Source organism: Streptosporangium sp. NPDC000239 (assembly GCF_040300765.1).
GTDB lineage: Bacteria > Actinomycetota > Actinomycetes > Streptosporangiales > Streptosporangiaceae > Streptosporangium.
The window spans coordinates 14,700-30,932 of the sequence record NZ_JBEPEI010000027.1 but is presented as its reverse complement, the minus strand read 5'-3'; the positions used below and the strand labels follow the sequence as shown (position 1 = coordinate 30,932).

Annotated in this window: 11 protein-coding genes; 7 read left to right on the top strand and 4 right to left on the bottom strand. The window is 71.9% G+C overall.

Annotation, left to right across the window (positions count from 1 at the left end; all coding sequences use genetic code 11):
* Positions 1-513 precede the first annotated feature (513 nt).
* Positions 514-2,070 (bottom strand): MFS transporter, encoded by a 1,557-nt coding sequence (locus ABT340_RS38640; protein WP_352015892.1) that lies wholly within the window; start codon positions 2,068-2,070, stop codon positions 514-516.
* 210 nt (positions 2,071-2,280) lie between these two features.
* Between ABT340_RS38640 and ABT340_RS38635 the strand changes: the two genes are divergently transcribed.
* From ABT340_RS38635 to ABT340_RS38605, 7 genes are all read left to right on the top strand, one after another.
* Positions 2,281-4,161: a tetratricopeptide repeat protein gene (locus tag ABT340_RS38635; RefSeq protein WP_352015891.1), complete on the top strand. Its 1,881-nt coding sequence runs from the start codon at positions 2,281-2,283 to the stop codon at positions 4,159-4,161.
* A gap of 238 nt (positions 4,162-4,399) precedes the next feature.
* The gene (locus ABT340_RS38630) at positions 4,400-6,739 is read left to right on the top strand and encodes an AAA family ATPase (RefSeq protein ID WP_352015890.1); all 2,340 of its coding nucleotides are present in this window, start codon (positions 4,400-4,402) and stop codon (positions 6,737-6,739) included.
* Between the two features lie 213 nt (positions 6,740-6,952).
* A complete protein-coding gene (locus ABT340_RS38625; RefSeq protein WP_352015889.1) occupies positions 6,953-7,936 on the top strand; it encodes an ABC transporter permease in 984 nt (327 codons plus the stop codon).
* A 9-nt stretch (positions 7,937-7,945) separates the two neighbouring features.
* Entirely contained in the window at positions 7,946-8,872 is a 927-nt protein-coding gene (locus tag ABT340_RS38620; RefSeq protein ID WP_352015888.1) for an ABC transporter permease, read from the top strand.
* Positions 8,873-8,943: 71 nt separating this feature from the next.
* Positions 8,944-11,073, top strand: a complete 2,130-nt coding sequence (locus ABT340_RS38615) for a dipeptide ABC transporter ATP-binding protein (protein WP_352015941.1) — start codon at positions 8,944-8,946, stop codon at positions 11,071-11,073.
* Between the two features lie 13 nt (positions 11,074-11,086).
* Positions 11,087-12,811: an ABC transporter family substrate-binding protein gene (locus ABT340_RS38610; protein WP_352015887.1), complete on the top strand. Its 1,725-nt coding sequence runs from the start codon at positions 11,087-11,089 to the stop codon at positions 12,809-12,811.
* A 47-nt stretch (positions 12,812-12,858) separates the two neighbouring features.
* Entirely contained in the window at positions 12,859-13,947 is a 1,089-nt protein-coding gene (locus ABT340_RS38605; protein WP_352015886.1) for a winged helix DNA-binding domain-containing protein, read from the top strand.
* A 4-nt stretch (positions 13,948-13,951) separates the two neighbouring features.
* On the opposite strand, the gene ABT340_RS38600 is transcribed toward ABT340_RS38605, so the two are convergent.
* Genes ABT340_RS38600 through ABT340_RS38590 form a run of 3 tightly spaced genes read right to left on the bottom strand, consistent with a single transcriptional unit; the run spans position 13,952 to position 16,232 of the window.
* The gene (locus tag ABT340_RS38600; RefSeq protein WP_352015885.1) at positions 13,952-14,839 is read right to left on the bottom strand and encodes a 5-oxoprolinase subunit C family protein; all 888 of its coding nucleotides are present in this window, start codon (positions 14,837-14,839) and stop codon (positions 13,952-13,954) included.
* Positions 14,836-15,480: a 5-oxoprolinase subunit B family protein gene (locus ABT340_RS38595; RefSeq protein ID WP_352015884.1), complete on the bottom strand. Its 645-nt coding sequence runs from the start codon at positions 15,478-15,480 to the stop codon at positions 14,836-14,838. Before ABT340_RS38595 ends, ABT340_RS38600 begins: the two co-directional genes overlap by 4 nt.
* On the bottom strand, positions 15,477-16,232 hold the full coding sequence (locus ABT340_RS38590; protein ID WP_352015883.1) for a LamB/YcsF family protein: 756 nt from the start codon (positions 16,230-16,232) through the stop codon (positions 15,477-15,479). The genes ABT340_RS38595 and ABT340_RS38590 overlap by 4 nt, the downstream gene beginning before the upstream one ends.
* Position 16,233: the final 1 nt, after the last annotated feature.

The window sequence follows — 16,233 nt, the reverse complement described above, 5'->3', positions numbered from 1 at the left end:
GAAAGAGTCCTTCTCAGGCACCCTTGAGGAGAAACGACCGCGCACCCCTCCCGCGCCGAAAGGAGAAAACAGCAATGAATGCTTCCAATCCGACCACCCGACCGTCTGCCATACACATCGCTGGACGGCTCGGGAGCGCCGTCACATGGTCACATGGCCGCCCCGGGGGTGGGGGTGGCCCGCGCCACGAGACGCCCGTACGGCGCCGCGGCGGACGGAAACCGGCGGATCCCGCCGACAGAGCAGGGGTGATCTGGACGGTCAGGCCGTCACACGACACCCCGTATGCCGGGTGTGGCGGTGCGAACTGGAGGGTGAGCGCCGCCACACCTCGGACCGGATGTCGTAGCCGGACGCCGTAGCCGGCCCCGGGCCGTGCTGCCGCGGGTGACGGCCGAGACCGCGGGCCGTCAGGCCGGACTGTTCCCCTCCCGGAGGGGCCCGGCCGGAAGGGGGGCGGTCACCGGTCCGCCGGACGGACGGGTGATCACCGGCCCGCGGTCTTGGAACCCGTCAGTGGTGACCGTGCTCAGGGGGGACGGTGCCACGGGGGAGCAGCAGGGTGACGAGCGCCGCGGTCGCGCCCAGCAGCAGCGCGCTCACCACGATCGTGGAGTGCAGACCGCCGACGAACGCGACTCTGGCGGCGGTCAGCAGCGCGGCCCCGGTTTCGCCGCCGATCTCCTGCGCCGCGTGCGCGGCGGCGGCGAGCGACTGACGCGCGAGGGTCATCAGGCCGGAGGGAACCCCGGCGACCGGTGCCAGCGAGGGCGCGTAGACGGCCGTGGTGACCGTGCCGAGGACCGCGACCCCCAGGCCGGCTCCCAGCTCGTAGGCGGTCTCCTCGATCGCGGCGGCACCACCGGCCCGTGCCTCGGACGCCGAGGACATGATCGTGTCGGAGGCGGCGAGCAGGGTGACCTGGATGCCGAAACCGACGCCGACGAAACAGAGCGCGAGCGTCAGGGAGTGCGGCTCCGTACCCCAGGCCAGCGTGGGCAGCAGGCTGAGCGCGGTCAACGCCAGGCCGCCGCCCATCGTCGCGCGCAGCCCGAAGCGGTGCAGCAGCCGCGCCCCGGCGAGGCCGCCGGCGACCGCGGCGGCCATCAGCGGCAGCAGGCGGACCGCCGCCTGGAAGGGGCTGTCGCCGAGCACGAGCTGGAGATACTGGGCGAGCATCAGTTCGAGCCCGACCAGGGCGAAGACCGTGAGCAACACTGCGGCGACCCCGATGGAGAACGCCCGCTGCCGGAACAGGCCGAGGTCGAGCATCGGGGAGGGCGAGCGCCGCTGCCTGCGCACGAACCAGGCCAGCAGTCCGATCCCGGCCAGGAAGACCACCGGTCCACCGGTGCCGCCGGTCCCCGTCTCCTTGAGGCCGAAGGCCAGGGCGAGGATGCCCACGACCGACAGCAGCGCGCTGAAGGCGTCCCACGGGTGCAGCGCCCGCGCGCAGGAGTCGGGCAGAAGCCTGACGGCCGCGGGCAACAGCACCAGCAGGATCGGGACGTTGATCAGGAAGACGGCGCCCCACCACAGGTGCTCCACGAGCAACCCGCCGATGAGCGGGCCGACCGCGGCCCCGGCGGCGGCGACCCCGCTCCACACCCCCAGGGCGACGGCGCGCTCACGCCGGTCGGTGAAGACCTGCCTGATGATGGAGAGCGTGGCGGGCATGATCATCGCGCCGCCGACGCCCAGCAGGGCCCGCGCGCCGATCAGCGCGGCGGCGCTCGGCGCGAACGCGGCGGCGGCCGAGGCGACGCCGAACACCACGTACCCCATCAGCACCAGGCGTTTCCTGCCGTAGTGGTCGCCGAGCGTGCCGAAGGTCAGCAGCAGCGGCGCGACCACCAGGGAGTAGACGTCGATGATCCACAGCAGTTGGACCGAGGTGGGTTCGAGGGCGGCGGTCAGTGCGGGAACGGCGATGTGCAGGACCGTCGCGTCCACCGCGATGAGCAGCAGGCTGAAGCACAGCAGGATCAGGACCGACCAACGGCCGGTCCCTCGCCTTCGCGGGTCGATCCCGGTGCGGACCGCACTGTCCACGACCCCCATGGCGATCATGAGCCGCTGGAGGGGCCGCTGAAGGGAACGTCGGCCTCGACGGACATGCCAGGCAGCTTAGGCGAAGCCGGGTAGTGGGAAAGCCAGGAATCGGAGATTGGCTTACCGCTAATTGTGGATATTGTCCCCATATATCCTGCCTCTCTAGAGAGATACAGGGATATATCTCTTATCTAGGCAAACAGTGATCTCGCGCGCACGATGACGGTCGTGGGGAGCCAGCACGAGGTCCATGAACCGCCGGAACCGGACAGTGAACCGGACGGTGACACCGGTGACCCCCGCGAACGGTGCGCCGCGGCTGCGGCCCTGCTGGAGCGCGACCGGCCACAGGAGGCGCTCGACGCCATGGGGCACGGTCAGGTCACCGGTGTCGCGGACTGGGCATACCGGCTGCTGAGTCTCTCCTTCGAACGCCTCGGCCGAGACGCCGAGGCCGTGGCCGCCGCCGAGGAGGCCGTAGGGACCGCTCCCGGGTCGTGGACGGCACGGCTGCGACTGGGCGCCGCCCTGCGCCGGGTGCCGGGACGCCGGTGGGAGGCGGCCGTCCAGGCGGACAGGGCCGTCCGCTACGCCCCCGAGGAGCCGGACCCCCACGTCCTCGCCGGCGACCTCGCGCTGCTGCGCGGCGAACACCACCGGGCCGAGGCCGCCTACCGGGCCGCGCTGCGCCTGGCGGACGACCACCCGCTCGCACGGGTCAACCTCGGGCTCGCCCTGCTGCGCTGGCGGCCTCCGCACGGCCACCACGACCCCGCCTGGCCGGTCGACCCCCGGGAGACCGCCCGCACGAGGGACGCCGTGGAGGCCTGGTCCCGGCAGATCCGTGCACTGCTGGCCGTCGCGCTCGCCGTGGCCGCCCTGCTCGTCCTGCGGACCGGGCCCACCGCGGCGGCCGTGGCCGGTGGCGTGACCGTGCTGGCGGGGGTGGCGATCACCCTCAGGCGGGGTCGTGAGATCAGGCTCTGGCGCTATGTGCCGCGTCTGCTCGCGCGCGACCCCTGGCTCGGCGTCTCGGTCTCGGCCACCGTGCTCGCCGTCGTGGCCTACACGGTGGCGGTCGCCACCCTCCCGCCCGTCCCGCAGGGCGTGGCGTGGCCCCTGCTCGCGGGATTCGTCCTGTTCAACGGCATCGCCCTGCCCGCCCTGCGGGTGCCCGTGCGGGCGTGGCGCGGGCGCCCGGTCAGGGCGCTGGCCGAGTTCGCCGCCATCCCGGGAGACCGTACGGCGCGGCGCAACGCCGAGACGACGCTGTGGATGCTCACGGCCCGCGCCTGGTCGGCGCTCATGGGGCTCCTGCTGGCCGCGGGGGCACTCGGCGAGATCCGGCCGGCCCTGGCCGCCCCCGCCATCCCCGTCGCGCTCGCCCTGGCCCGCCCGAGGGGTACGGCGGGGCACCTCGTCGACCGGGTGCTCGCCGCCGACCGCCTGCTCACGGCCACCCGGTACCTGCTGACCCTGACCTCGGTCCTGCTCACGGGCGTCGCGGTCGTGACGTCGTCCGGCCTGCTGGCCGGGGCAGGCCTGGAGCGGTGGACCTGGTGGATCTGGTGGGCCTGCGGTGTGCCGCCGGCCGTACTCGCCGGGGCGCTGGCCCTCAGGGCGGCACGGGCGCGCGGGCACGACCTGCCGGGACCGTGGCGTTCGGGCCTGGCCATGCGGGAGGGGCATGACGTGCGCCCGCCGGCGGACGCGCGGGCGCCGATCCTCCTCGGTGGCGACGTGCGGCGGGCGCTGGCCCGGGTCAGGGGAGTCGTCCTGGCCTTCACGGACCGGGAGGGTCCCAGAACCCTGGCCGCCGAGGTCACCGGCCAGGCGGACGGCGAACTGCTCCTGACCGCCCCCGCCGACGCCTGGGAGGCGGCCGGACGGGACCCGAGAGTCACGGTGTTCGTCACCGACCCGGCGCAGAGCCGGTTCTGGGCCGAGGTGCGGGGCGTCGCGGTCGGCGACGTGGAGACGGGCGCGCTCAGGATCACCCCGAAGCGGGTCCTCGTCTCCGAAGTCCCAGGTCTCGGCGGTGCCCGCCACCGGGACCGCCACCGGCGCCGCCGTGCCCGGGAGCGACACGGGACCACGCGGACACGCTGAGGGTTAACCGTGCCGGGGACCGCCCGCAGGAAGGCCCGGGGAGGGCACGCGGGAAGGCGGCAGGAGGGATCGTTTCGGCATCCGAAGGCGGGGCAGAAACCCCGCACCCGGATCGTGGGGTTCATCCGGTCTCGTCCGTTTATCTGATCGTGTCAGTGTGGCGGCGTGGCGTGGCGCTCACGCACGCGCAAACGTCTGCCCGGTGCGGTATAACCGGGGGCGAATCCGGGGAGGCGTGATGCGGGAACCCGACAGGATCCGGCCCGCGGGGCGGGCGGCGGTGCGGGATGCGTTCGAAAGGGTACGGCTGCGCTACTTCCAGCTCGCTCCCGGCACACGCCGGCTGATCTACCTCCTCGCACTGGTCCTGGCCGTCGGGCTGACCCTGGGCATGGGGTGGTCGCGCGACACCTTCCTGGCGATCCTGGTCCTGCTCGGTTTCGCCGGACTGACCCTGCGCTTCCCCCGGGCCGCCGCGACCCTGGTCGTGGTGGTCGGGTGGGTGTTGCTCATGCCCCCCTTCCAGAGCCTGTACGGCGTCGGGGTGCCCGCCTCGATGCCGTTGACGCTCCTGGCGCTGCCCGTCGCGGGAGCGGCCCACCTCATCCGCTGGGTGCCGCCGTGGCTGACCACGCTCGCCGCGCTCGTGCCCGCCGCCGTCGTGGCCGCCGCCATCTCCGTCTTCGCCCCCGGCGTCGCCCCGTGGATCGCCTACGGCGTCGCCGCGGCCGTGCTGGTCTACCGGTTCGTCCAGGCCCGTCAGGCCAGGGCCGATCTGCGGGCCGGGGACCAGCGGGTGCGGATCAGGGCGCGTGAGAGCGGGCAGCCCGCCCACGCGCAGGGCACACCCGCGGCCCCGCCGCCGATCTCCGTCGAGGAGGCGCTCGGCGAGCTGGACGGCATGATCGGCCTGGCCCCGGTGAAGGAGCAGGTGCGTTCCATCGCAGCCTCGATCGAGGCGGCCAGGCTGCGCAAGGAGGCGGGATACTCCACCGAGCCGCCGATGCGCCACTTCGTCTTCGTCGGTCCTCCCGGTACCGGCAAGACCAGCGTCGCCAGGACCGTCGCGAAGATCTTCTACGCCTTCGGCCTGCTCGAAACCCCCTACGTGGTCGAGGTCCAGCGCGCCGACCTCGTCGGGGAGTTCCTCGGTGCTACCGCGATCAAGACCAACGAGGTGATCGACAGGGCGCTCGGCGGGGTGCTGTTCGTCGACGAGGCCTACGGCCTGATCAACTCGGGGGACGGCCAGCCGGACCGGTTCGGCGCGGAGGCGGTGCAGACGCTGCTCAAACGGGCCGAGGACGACCGCGACCGGCTGATCATCATCCTGGCCGGATACGAGAAGGAGATGGCCTCCTTCCTGTCGTCGAACCCCGGCCTGTCCAGCCGCTTCTCCAGCCGGGTCCGCTTCCCCAGCTACTCCCCGGGAGAACTGCTGGAGATCACCGAGCTGCTGCAGCGGCGGCGCGGCGACCGGCTCGCCGACGACGCCGGGCCCGCGCTGCTCGACCGCTTCGAGGACGTGCACCGGCGCGCCCTCGTCGACGAGCTGGGGAACGCCAGGTTCGCCAGGAGCCTCGTCGAGGCCGCGGCCCAGGCCCGTGACGTGCGGGTGGTCGGCGCGGGCGGCTCACCGACGGCGCAGGACCTGGTGACCACGACCGCGCGGGACGTCGCCAAGGCCTTCGACGAGCTCACCGCCCGCTACCGGGGTTACCAGGCCATCCCCTCCCTGGAGGAGGCGCTGGCCGACCTGGACAGGATGGCCGGGCTCGAACCGGTCAAACAGCAGGTGCACGCCATCACCGCCCAGCTCAAGGTGGCCAGGATGCGCCAGGAGCGGGGGCTGCCGACACCCCCGCAGACCAGGCACTTCGTCTTCGCCGGGCCGCCGGGCACCGGCAAGACCACCGTGGCGCGCATCCTGGGCCGCATCTTCGCCGCCCTCGGCCTGCTCGCCCAGCCCGACGTGGTCGAGGCACAGCGGGCCGACCTGGTCGGTCAGCACCTCGGCGCGACCGCGATCAAGACCAACGAGCTGGTCGACAGGGCGCTCGGCGGGGTGCTGTTCGTCGACGAGGCCTACAGCCTGGTCAACCCCGGCTACGCGGGGGGTGACGCCTTCGGCACGGAGGCGGTGCAGACGCTGCTCAAACGGGCCGAGGACGACCGCGACCGGCTGGTGATCATCCTGGCCGGATACGAACGGGAGATGGACGCCTTCCTGGCGACCAACCCGGGCCTGGCCAGCAGGTTCGGCCAGCGGGTGCACTTCCCCTCCTACTCGCCCCGGGAACTCGCCGAGATCGCCGCGTTGCTCGCCCGCGAGGCGGGCGACCGTTTCGACGAGGCCGCGGCACGCGACCTGGACGAGGTCTTCACCTGGGTCTGCGCGGACGGCCTCATCGACAGCCTCGGCAACGGCAGGTTCGCGCGCTCGCTGTTCGAGCGCGCCGCGATGCGCAGGGACGTGCGCCTGGCGGCCCAGATGGGCGGCACGGCCAGCGCGGCGGACCTGACCACCATCACCAGCGCCGACCTGCGCGCCGCGGTGGACGAGCTCGCCGGGCGCTGACCTCTCCCACTCGGCCCCGTACGGCGTGCGATGGCCGACATGTGCTTTTCGGTTCCACAACCAGAGGGATGGTTCGACAACCAGAGAGATGGCGTGGTAAACACCGCCCTTGACCGAGATCGAACCCCCGATTGAGCACTCCCTGTAGTTGAGTGGCCGCAAGATGTAGCAGGATGGCCATCGACAACAGGGACGACGCTTAAGGGGGGCGCTATGGCGGGGTTTCTTCTCCGCAGGCTGCTCAACTATCTGGTGCTCATCGTCGTCGCCACGAGCCTGGCCTACATGCTCGCAGCCTTCGCGCTCGACCCCCGCTCCAACTACGAGGGCCGCAACCCGCCGATCCCCGAGGCGGTCATCGACGCGCGGCTCACCGAGCTGAACCTCAACGACCAGACGCCGCTGGTCGAGCGCTACCTGACCTGGGTCGGCGGCCTCGCGCACGGCGACTTCGGCAAGACGGTCACCGGCGGGCCGGTCAACGACGACCTCGGGCGGCGCGTCGGCGTCACACTGCGCCTGATCACCGTGGGGGTGGTCCTCGGCAGCCTCACGGGTGTGCTCGTCGGCGCGTACGCGGCGGTCAGGCAGTACGGCGTGTTCGACCGCCTCGCGACCGGGGCCTCCTTCGCCGTCCTGGCCGTTCCGACGGTCGTGCTCGCCAACATCCTGATCATCGGCGCGGTCTCGTTCAACGACCTGACCGGCGCCCAGGTCTTCCTGGTCAGCGGTGAGACGACGCCCGGCCTTGAGGGCGATCTCCTGACCCACCTCACCGACCGCCTGCGGCACCTGATCCTGCCCACGCTCTCCCTGTCCCTGGGGCTGATCGCCGTCTACAGCCGTTACCAGCGCAACATGATGCTCGACGTGCTCGGCGCCGACTTCGTCCGCACCGCCATGGCCAAGGGGCTGCGGCGCCGTACCGCGCTGGTGCGGCACGCGTTGCGCACCGCGCTGATCCCGGCGGTCACCTACTTCGCCTTCACCTTCGGCGCGCTGCTGGTCGGCACGACCTTCACCGAGAAGATCTTCGGCTGGCACGGCATGGGCGAGTGGCTGGTCGACTCCATCTCGACCAACGACGTCAACACCGTCGCGGCGATCAGCTGTTTCGCGGCCTTCGCGGTGCTGGTGGCGTCCCTGGCGTCCGACGTTCTGCACGCGGTTCTCGACCCGCGCGTGCGGGTGGGGTGAGGGGAAGCGATGACCATCACGGACGAGCGGTTCGCCGAGCAGGAGGCGAGCGTCGCGGGCATCACGGCGCCCTCCAGGCTGTGGGTGGTCGCGGGACGTTTCTTCGGCTCCTTCCAGGGCCGTGTCGGGTTCGCCCTTCTGGCGCTGCTGTTCCTGCTGGCCTTCGCCGGGCCGTACGCCGGCCGGTGGGGTTACACCGACAAGGACTTCATGGCCTTCCTGCAGCCGCCCTCGGGCGAGCACTGGTGGGGCACGCTGCAGACCGGCGCCGACGTGTACGCGGTCACGCTGCGCGGCATGCAGAAGTCGCTCATCGTCGGGCTGCTGGCCGCCGTGGTCGGCACGACCCTGGCGGCCGTGGTCGGCGCCTTCGCCGGATACTTCCCCGGCTGGGCCGACCGTGCGCTGACCTGGCTGACCGACCTGCTGCTCGTGCTTCCGGCCTTCCTGATCCTGGCGATCATGTCGCCGCTGTTCGCGGGAGGCCAGTGGCCGCTGTTCGTGCTGCTGCTGGCGATGTTCCTTTGGATGGTCACCTCGAAGATCGTCCGGAGCATGACCGTCTCGCTCAAGGAGCGGGAGTTCATCCAGGCCGCCAGGTACATGGGCGTCCCGCCGGCGAGGATCATCTTCCGGCACATCATCCCGAACATGTCCTCGCTGCTGGTGGTGGACGCGACGCTGAACGTCAGCACCGCGATCCTCACCGAGACCTCCCTGTCCTACTTCGGCTTCGGCATCCAGCCCCCCGACGTCTCGCTGGGAGGCCTCATCGCCGACGGCGCGCAGACGGCCGTCTACGCCCCGTGGACGTTCTGGTTCTGCGCCGGGCTGTTGATCGTCACCGTGCTCGCGGTGAACCTGGTCGGCGACTCCCTGCGCGACGCCTTCGACCCCGCGACCAGAAAACCCGCGACAGGAAAAGGAGCACGGTGAGCGAACGCGAAGAGCGCCGGGTGGGGGTCTTCCCCGTGGGAAGGTTCCCCCTCTCGCAGTTCCACGGCCTCATGGCCAGGCAGGAGAGAGGGGGGCGTCACCGGCGTCGCGCTCTTCCTGTGCCCGCGGCGCCCACCGGCCCGGTTCTTGAGGTGACCGACCTCGACGTCACCTTCGGCACGGGGGCGGGCGCGGTGCACGCCGTACGGGGGGTCGGCTACTCGGTCAACCCGGGGGAGGTGCTCGGCATCGTCGGAGAGTCGGGGTCGGGGAAGTCTGTCGCCTCGCTGGCCGTGATGGGCCTGCTGCCGCCACAGGCCCGTGTCACCGGCTCGGTACGGCTGCTCGGCAGGGAGATACTCGGCGCCACGGAGAAGACGCTCACCGCCTTTCGCGGCAAGGCCATCTCCATGGTCTTCCAGGACCCGCTGTCGGCCCTGACGCCCGTCTACCGTGTGGGCGACCAGGTGGCCGAGGCCGTACGGATCCACCAGCGGGTCTCCAGGCAGCAGGCGGCCAGGCGGGCCGTCGAACTGCTCGACCTGGTCGGCATCCCCAACGCCGCGCAGCGCGCCAGGGCCTTCCCGCACGAGTTCTCCGGGGGCATGCGCCAGCGCGCGGTGATCGCGATGGCGATCGCGAACGACCCGGACGTGATCATCTGCGACGAGCCGACGACCGCCCTCGACGTCACCATCCAGGCCCAGGTGCTCGAAGTGCTCAAACGGGCGCAGCGGGAGACCGGGGCGGCGATCGTCATGATCACGCACGACCTCGGAGTCGTCGCCGGGTTCGCCGACAGGGTCATGGTCATGTACGCCGGGCGACCCGTCGAGGTCGGCTCCGTCGACGACGTCTACTACAGCTCACGCATGCCGTACACCATGGGGCTGCTGGGGTCGGTTCCCCGGCTCGACGAGGGCGGGGACCAGCCCCTGGTGCCCATCGCGGGCAGTCCGCCCTCGCCCGCCGCGCTGCCGCCGGGCTGCCCGTTCGAGCCACGCTGCCCGATCGCGGTGCCCGTGTGCGCCGAGGCGGAGCCCGCGCTCGGCGAGGCCGGCGCGCCGGACCACCTGGCGGCCTGCGTCCGCGCGGGAGAGATCGAGGCCGAGGGCTGGTCGCCCGCCGAGGTCTACCGGGTCGCGGAGCCCAAGGCCCGGCCCGAGGAAACGGCCGTCGCGGTACGGCCCCGCGGCGAACGCGAGGTGGTGCTGGCGGTCGACGGGCTGACCAGGCACTACCCCCTCCTGAGAGGGGCGCTCTTCCGGCGCAGGGTCGGCACGGTGCACGCCGTCGACGGCATCAGCTTCGACATCAGGCAGGGCGAGACGCTGGGCCTGGTCGGTGAGTCGGGTTGCGGCAAGACGACCACCCTGATGGAGATCCTGGAGCTGGCCAGGCCGCAGCGCGGCGCGATCGTGGTGCTGGGACACGACACCTCGGCTCTCGGCGCCCGCGAGCGGATGGCCGTCAGACGCGACATGCAGGTCGTCTTCCAGGACCCGCTGGCCTCGCTCGACCCCAGGATGACCGTCTACGACATCATCGCCGAGCCGTTGCGGGCGCACGGCGTCAAAGACCCCGGCCCGAGGATCCAGGAGCTCCTCGGCCTGGTAGGGCTGGACCCCGGTCACGCCGGGCGCTACCCGCAGGACTTCTCCGGCGGCCAGCGCCAGCGGATCGGCATCGCCAGGGCGCTCGCCCTGGAGCCCAGGCTGGTGGTGTTGGACGAGCCGGTCTCCGCCCTCGACGTCTCCATCCAGGCGGGCGTGGTCAACCTGCTGGAGAGCCTGAAGCGGCGCCTGGGGCTGTCCTATCTGTTCGTCGCGCACGACCTGGCCGTGGTCCGGCACATCGCCGACCGGATCGCGGTCATGTATCTCGGCAGGATCGCCGAGATAGGCCGGGTCGGCGCGGTCTACGACGCCCCGATGCACCCCTACACCCAGGCGCTGCTCTCGGCGGTCCCGCTGCCCGACCCGCGCAGGGAACGTTCCAGGAGGCGAGTCCTGCTGGAGGGCGACCTGCCGAGCCCGGCGGAACCTCCCTCCGGGTGCCGCTTCCGTACCCGCTGCCCCTTGTTCAGGACCCTCGACGAGACCGGCCAGAGCCGATGCGTGAACGAGGAGCCCCAGGTCCGGCCGGTCGGCGAGGACCACGGCGTCTCCTGTCACTTCGCCGAGAAGGTCGAAGTCGTATAACCCTGGAGGAACTGTGACAGCAATCCGGCGTGTGGGCGTGTGCGCCACCGCGCTGACCATGGCGGGCTCGCTGGCCCTCACCGGCTGCGGGGGCCAGGGGGGAGCCAGGGGAGGCGGTCCGAGCAGCGACGGCGACGAACGCGGGACCACGATCAAGGCCTACGACATCAACCCGCTTCCCCGCGACAGGGTCAGGGACGGGGGCCTGCTCCGGGTGGGCATCAACGAGTATCCGGCCAACTGGAACCTCAACCACGTCGACGGCAATCTGGCCATGGTCAAGAAGGTCGTCGACGCGCTCATGCCCTCGGCGTTCCGCTCCAACGAGAAGGGCGAGATCTCGGCGAACACCGACTACCTGCTGGCCGGGAAGGTCACCGAGACCAAGCCGAGGCAGGTCGTCACGCTGACCCTCAACCCGCGCGCCAGGTGGTCGGACGGAACCCCCATCACCTGGGAGGACTACCGGGCCCAGTGGCGGGCGATGAACGGCTCGAACCTCGACTACCGGGTTTCGAGCACCACCGGCTACCGCGACGTCGAGGACGTGGCCAAGGGCAGGAACGACCACGAGGTGGTCGTCACCTTCGCCAAGCCGTTCGGCGACTGGCAGTCCCTGTTCGGCCCGCTCTACCCGAAGAGCACGAACGCGACCGCGGAGACCTTCAACACGGCCTGGCTGAACCGCGTCCCGGTCACCGCGGGGCCGTTCAGGTTCGTCTCGTTCGACCAGACGGCCAAGACCATCACGATCGCCAGGGACGAGCGCTGGTGGGGACAGCGGGCCAAGCTCGACAGGATCATCTACCGGGCTCTGGAGAACGACGCCCTGATCGGCGCCTTCAGCAACGGCGAGCTGGACACCTTCGACATGGGGCCGTCCGCGCCCGACTACGCGCGGGCCAAGAGCAGCCAGGGGGCCATCGTCCGTCAGGCGGCGGGGCCCGACTTCCGGCACTTCACGCTGAACGGCGAGAGCGCGGTGCTGTCCGACGTCAACGTCCGCAGGGCCGTGGCGATGGGCATCAACCGCCAGGCCATCGCCCAGTCCGACCTGCAGGGGCTCGACTGGCCCATCGTGCTGCTGAACAACCACTTCTTCATGAACACCCAGGAGGGCTACCGCGACAACGCGGGCGAGGTCGGCGTCTACGACCCCGAACGGGCCAGGCGGCTGCTGGACGCCGCGGGCTGGCGGCTGTCCGGCCAGACCCGCGTGAAGGACGGCCGCGAGCTGAACCTGCGCTTCGTCATGCCCTCCGGCCTGCAGGTGACCAAGTCCGAGGCCGAGATCACCCAGAGCATGCTGGCCCAGATCGGCGTCAAGGTCACCCTTCAGGCGGTGCCCAGCGACGACTACTTCACCAAGTACATCATCCCCGGCAACTACGACATCACCGCGTTCGCCTACATGGGCACGCCGTTCCCGGTCTTCAGCGCCTACGGCCAGTACGTCAACGCCGTCCGCGACGCGAAGGGCCAGCCCCAGTGGAACGCCAACCTCGGCCGCATCGGCTCTGCGGAGATCGACGCCGCGATGAACAAGGCGACCGGAGACCTGGGGGACGCCCAGGCCATCGCGGACACCAACGCCGCGGACAAACTGATCTGGGACGCGGTCAACGTGGTGACGCTCTACCAGCGCCCGCAGAACGTGGCGGTCAACAAGAACATCGCCAACTACGGGGCTCGCGGCTTCTACGATCTGAAGTACCAGGACATCGGTTTCGTCAGATAGGGGGCCCGGGCGGGATTCTGTCGGGGGGAGACGATAGAAGTCTTTCCATGGTTCTCTCCACGACCTGGCCCCAGGTGCTCGCATGGCGGCTGAGACGGCAGTTCGTCGACCCGGCCTCGGGGCCGGACGCGGTGTCCGTCGTCCGCCGCCTGGCGGGGGTGCAGGCCCAGGTGGCCTCCTCCGCCGAGCTCGCCGTCGCCGTACGGCGCGCGGACCCGCGTCCCGGTGAGGTCGGCGAGGCCCTGTGGCTGGACCGCACGCTGGTCAAGACCTGGACGGCGCGCGGCACCCTGCACCTGGTCCCCTCCGACGAACTGCCCGCCTACACCGCGGTCCTCGGCTCCTTCCGCAACTGGGAGAAGGCGTCGTGGCAGCGCGGTCACGGGGTCACCGCCGATGAGGTCACGGCCATCCTGGAGGCGGTCCCCAAGGCGCTCGAAGGACATGTGCTGACCCGCGACGAGCTGGTCGAGGCCGTCATCGAGGTCACCGGCGACGCCCACCTGAGACAGGCCCTCACCTCGGGCTGGGGGGCGCTGCTCAAACCGCTGAGCTTCCTCGGCGAGCTGTGCTACGGTCCGCCGCGCGAGGGCCGCGTGACCTTCGTCAGCCCCCGCGACTGGGTGCCCGGCGGGCCTTCGGCGCCGCTCTCCCGCGACGAGGGCGGCGTCCGCCTGGTCAGGTCCTTCCTCGGCGCCCACGGCCCGGGAACCCCGGAAACCTTCAACGTCTGGCTCTACCGGGGCGTCGCCCCGAAGACCGTGCTGCGGGGCTGGTTCCGCGATCTCGCGCCGGAGCTGGCGGAGATCGAGGTGGACGGCCGCCCCATGGTCGTGCTCGCCGAGCACCTCGACGACCTGATGGCGACCGCGCCTGCGACCGGCGTCCACCTGCTGCCGGGCTTCGACCAGTACATCCTCGGTGCTCCCCGCGATCTCGAACCCCTTCTGCCGGCGGAGGCGAAGGCCAAGGTCAGCCGGGCCGCCGGGTGGATCTCCCCGGTTGTGGTTCACCAGGGCAGGGTCACCGGGGTCTGGCAGGCCAAGGACGGCGTCATCGATCTCGACCTGTTCGAGGAGGCCCCCGCCGCCGCCCTGGCCCAGGAGATAGAGCGGGTCGCCGCCCTGCTGAGATGACTCCTCACAGGGGAGGCAGGCGCTCCAGGAGGAAGCGCACCCGGTCTCCGGGGCGGAGCTGGGCCGCGACGGGCAGACAGGCCGAGGTGAGCACGGCGATCACCGGATACCCCCCGGTCGGGGGGTGGTCGGCCAGGAAGACGATCGGCAGGCCGTCCGGCGGCACCTGGACGGCCCCGGTGACCACCCCTTCACTGGGCAGCTCCCCGGGGCGGGCCCGCGGCAGCGGTGCGCCGCCGCCCAGCCGTACGCCGACCCGGTTGCTGTCCTGGCTCACCACGTACGGCTGCGCGCACAGCGCCCGCAGGGCGCCGGGGGCGAACCAGTCGTCCCTGGGCCCGGCGACGACCCGCAGGACCTCCCGGGACGCGGCGGAGGACGAGACGGGAGGTGCGGCGTCCACGGTGAGGGCGGGCAGGTGCCCGGCCGGCCCGACCGGCAGCCTGTCGCCGACGCCGAGCGGGGCGGGGCCGAGACCGGACAGGGAGTCCGTCGAGCGGCTGCCCAGCACCATGGGCGTGTCGAGCCCGCCCCGGACCGCGACGTAGGTCCGCAGCCCGGCCCGGGGAAACGCCACCCGCAGCTCACCGAGCGGCGGAACCCAGAACGGCGCCAGCATCGCCGGCCTGACCGTCGTGCCGTCCACGACGACCTCCAGCGGGCAGTCGGCCCCGGCGACCGAGACCCACGCCCCGGCGGTGAAGCGGAGCCGGGCGCCGCCGAAGGTCAGCTCGATCCCGGCCGCTCCCTCCGGATTGCCCACCAGACGGTTGGCCAGACGCAGGCTCGGCGCGTCCGCCGCCCCTGAGCACGGCACACCGAGATGAGCGTGGCCCGGACGGCCGAGATCCTGCACGGTGGCGTACGGCCCCGCCGCGATGACCTCGATCATGACGCGGTGACGGCCTCGAACCTGACCCGGGTCCCCGGCGTGAGCAGGGCGGGCGGGTCGGCGTTCACGTCCCACACCACCACGGCGGAACGGCCGAGCAGCCGCCAGCCGCCCGGAGAGGCCGAGGGATAGACCGCCGAGTACGGCCCCGCCACCGCGACGGACCCGGCGGGCACCGAGGTCCGCGGTGTGGTGAGCCTGGGCACGTGCAACACGGGGTCGAGCCCGGTGAGGTAGGCGAACCCGGGGGCGAACCCCAGCCAGCCGACGACGAGCTCCCGCCCGGTGTGCCGTTCGACGACCTCGGCGGGGGAGAGCCCGGCCAGGGCGGCGACCTCCTCCAGATCGGCCCCGTCGTAGATCACGGGGACCGTCACGGCGCGCGCGTCCGGGAGGTCCCTGTCGGCCTGCCCGGCGGAGGCCGTACCGAGCAGGCGGGACAGCTCGGGCAGCAGCCGGGACGGATCGGCGCCGGGCGCGCTCACCAGGACGGTCTCCGGGCCGGGAACGATCTCGGCGACGCCGGGCAGGCGCCGGGCCCGCAGCAGGGCGTCGAGGCGGTGTGAGGCCTCAAGCGACCCGGTCTCGACCAGCAGCGCGTGCTCTCCGGCCCTGCGGATCACCCCGGGCCGCCCGCTCACCCGAACGCCCGCAGGGTGACCCCCGCCGCGGCCAGGGCGTCACGTACGGCCCGTGCCAGCGCCACCGCGCCGGGGGTGTCGCCGTGCACGCAGATCGACCTGGCGCCGACCGCGACCTCCGAACCGTCGACGGCGGTGACCGTCCCCCTGGTGGCCATCCGCACGGCCCTGGCCGCGACCTCGCCGGGATCGTTCAGCACCGCGCCGGGGGCACGCCGGGAAACCAGGGTTCCCTCAGGGGTGTAGGCGCGGTCGGCGAAGGCCTCGGTGACCGTGACCACCCCCTCCCGGGCGGCGATCTCGTGGACCACGGAACCGGGCAGGCTGAGCAGGGGCAGCCGTTCGTCATGGTCGGCGACGGCCGCGACGACGGCCTCCGCCTGCTCGCGGTCACGGCAGATCCGGTTGTAGAGCGCGCCGTGCGGCTTGACGTAGGAGACCCGCCCGCCCATGGCCCTGGCGATGCCGTCGACCGCGGAAAGCTGGTAGAGCACCTCGGCGCACAGCTCCTCGGGATCCACGTCCATCTCGCGGCGCCCGAACCCGGCCAGGTCACGGTAGGAGACCTGGGCGCCGATGAGCACCCCCCGGTCCACCGCGGCGGCACAGGTGCGGCGGATGGTCAGCGGGTCGCCCGCGTGGAACCCGCAGGCGATGTTCGCGCTGGTCACCACGTCGAGCAGGGCCGTGTCGTCACCGAGCCGCCAGACACCGAAACCCTCTCCGAGGTCGGCGTTGAGGTCGATCACCATG